This is a genomic window from Afifella marina DSM 2698 (genome assembly GCF_900102695.1).
Lineage (GTDB): Bacteria > Pseudomonadota > Alphaproteobacteria > Rhizobiales > Afifellaceae > Afifella > Afifella marina.
In genome coordinates this window covers 1-2,658 of the sequence record NZ_FMVW01000023.1, presented here as the reverse complement: position 1 = coordinate 2,658, position 2,658 = coordinate 1, and the positions used below count along the sequence as shown (strand labels likewise).

3 protein-coding genes are annotated in these 2,658 nt (G+C 48.0%); all 3 read right to left on the bottom strand.

What is annotated here, in order from left to right; all coding sequences use genetic code 11:
• Positions 1-152 precede the first annotated feature (152 nt).
• On the bottom strand, positions 153-452 hold the full coding sequence (locus tag BLP76_RS18490) for a PAAR domain-containing protein (protein WP_092816704.1): 300 nt from the start codon (positions 450-452) through the stop codon (positions 153-155).
• Between the two features lie 433 nt (positions 453-885).
• The gene (locus BLP76_RS18680) at positions 886-1,671 is read right to left on the bottom strand and encodes a hypothetical protein (RefSeq protein ID WP_139163781.1); all 786 of its coding nucleotides are present in this window, start codon (positions 1,669-1,671) and stop codon (positions 886-888) included.
• A gap of 126 nt (positions 1,672-1,797) precedes the next feature.
• Positions 1,798-2,658, bottom strand: an 861-nt coding sequence (gene tssI, locus BLP76_RS18485) for a type VI secretion system tip protein TssI/VgrG (protein ID WP_139163780.1), incomplete at its 5' end; no start/stop codon positions are given.

The following is a 2,658-nucleotide window of genomic DNA, read 5'->3' as shown; positions in this document are numbered from 1 at the left end:
CCTTGCGCGATGCGCATCGCCGCCTCGCCCTCAGCCGCCGCTGACGGCTTCGACCAGGCGCTCTGGTGGTCGCCCACCATCAGCTTGTGCCGGCCTTGTTAGGGCTCTCCCGGGCGGTCTCCAGTCAAGAAGGACGAGGTTTGCTCGGTTTGTCAGCCACCAATCTCGACATCCGGCGAGCCCGTCTCAGCGGCGCCGCCACAATCGATGGCGTCGCCGATGCGCCCGGCGGCCTGGCCGTTGACGAACACCGTCGCTGATCCTTCCGCCAGTTTGCGGCCGTGCGAGGGCTTGGGACAGGGCGAACAGGCATGCGGTTCATAGCTGTCGCCGACCCGCATCAACGGCTTGCCGTTGACGAAGACATCGGGGCTGCCGCCCGTGGCGGCAGAGGGCGGAAAGTGACAGGCGTGGCCGGAGCCGATGTCGTCTCTTCGGTGCGCTTTGGGCATGAGTTAGGCGTACTCCGTCGGCGAATTTGAGGCCACTACACTGATCCCGGCGCAATTAGCCACCTTTAAGACCGCGCAACACTCCTGCCGCACCAAAATGCTCACCCCACCTAAGAAGTCACTACAACATTAACTTATATATCAGAAATATTGAATTTTAACTCAGTAACATGAATTAAACTATCTATGTTTTACTAATAAATTCTCTTTATATAAGCAAAAACCATATATAAAACCCAGTATATCACATATATACACGTAAATAATATGACCGTTAATATAGCTGCCGCCACGATATTTATCAAAAGAGCAACGGCTGGAGATGCGCCGTCGGCAAATACATCAGTCACCTTCTCTTTAAAAAAATATAGGTATATCCATACTATAATTACGTTTATCATCCCGCTCATTATTATTTTAACCATAGTACGCCTCATTTTAAGTAGAACCTATCTCTAAAATAATGTTCAGGACTCTCGTACTGCTCAGGCACGCTATTATCGCTGTCCTCCGTGCTTGGCAAAATCGGCATATATTCTTCTACACCATACAATATAGACCCAAATGCCTTTTCATATAACTCACGCTTAATCTCTTTATTTTTCCATCGGCGCCGAATTTCATTAGATAATTTGATTTTATAATCCGACAAATCGCTATATGCGCCAATTCCGACAACCCAGACTAACGCCCGGACAGGTGACTTTGGTAGCGCGCCAGCCCCTTTTCTAGCACCTCTCAAAATATCACTGCCGTCTGGCATTCTTCTATTTCGAATGGCCTCCTTTATCGGCTTTCCTGCCTCGCTCGCCGCGTCTTTAACTACCTGCTTTGCTTTTGCGGTTCCGCTCCCTATGCCAGCTAACGACATACCGTACAATACTCTTCTGACAAGAATGTATTCTCTAACCAGCTCTTCATTGCTCAACTTTAAGTACCCAAAATCGTTAAAATGCGGTAATGCTTGAAATCCACCTATAAGCGTGGATATTCTTGCCCTGAAGGGTTCATTATAACTATAATAAAAATTTGCTCCGAGATTCCTTAAAATCTCATTTGCATATTTACGCCGATCAACCTGTAACGGAATCCTTGTTAGCGCAATTGTATGACTCATAATCTCTAGCGCCGCCGCTGGATTATTTTCGTAACTCTCCTTTGGGATGTGCCCCAATATGTTCGCGACATCATCAGCATGTTTTTCAATTTCGCTCGTCATTAGTTTAGCTCAATTTTCTTTGAATTAATTTGCACATTATCCGACGACTCAATATTCAATTTTTTACATTTTATTTCTATAGACCCATCGCTGTTCAGCGTAATGAATGAGTCTCCAACGTGCACCTCAAAGCATGATCCAGAATGTACCGTCACCGTATGTCCTGCAGAAAAGAACATGTCCTGATATGATGTCATTTCTATTGATGAATTTGTATTTACGTCGAAATGCCCCCCCCGTATTTATATTTTTATTACCCGCAATATTTTCCATCGAGGATCGGCCGACGAGTGTAATTTCAGACCCTTCGATGTTCATGCTAAAATTTCCATCTCCAATGTGGTCAATTAAATCTCCGCATAGAGAATACGACATGGCTTTTAGTGGCCACGCTAGCCCTCCAACCCCGTAGCTAGCAAGGGACCGCAGCCCGCTTCGTCCTACAGAGATCGTATAGCCTCCACCTATAGATAAATAACTATTATTCGAGACTTCGACAGAATTGTTATTTCCGTACAATACAGAACTATTATTTTCTACTCTCTTTCCCTCATTATTCATAACGTGTATATTCATATCCTTTTGCGCATGCATATACAACTCTTCTCTGCCCACTTCATCTTCAAAATTGATTTCGTTGAATCCTTTATATTCCGATTTGTGCGTATTGGTTCGGAACACGCTCTTAGTCTTATTCGCGGGCAGTTCGTAGGGCACGGCCTGCTGCGGGTTCGGCACAAGCCCAGTAATCAGCGGTCGGTCGGGGTCGCCGTCGATGTAGGAGACCATCGCCTCCATGCCGATGCGCGGGATGATCTGGCCGCCCCAGGTGCCGCCGGCCCAGCTTTGCGAGACGCGCACCCAGCAGGTATCCGATCCGTCCTTCTTCGCCCGCCGGTCCCAGGGGAACCACAGTTTCACCCGGCCGTACTGGTCGCAGTGGATCTCCTCGCCTTCCGGGCCCGCGACGATGCCCACCTGCGCCCC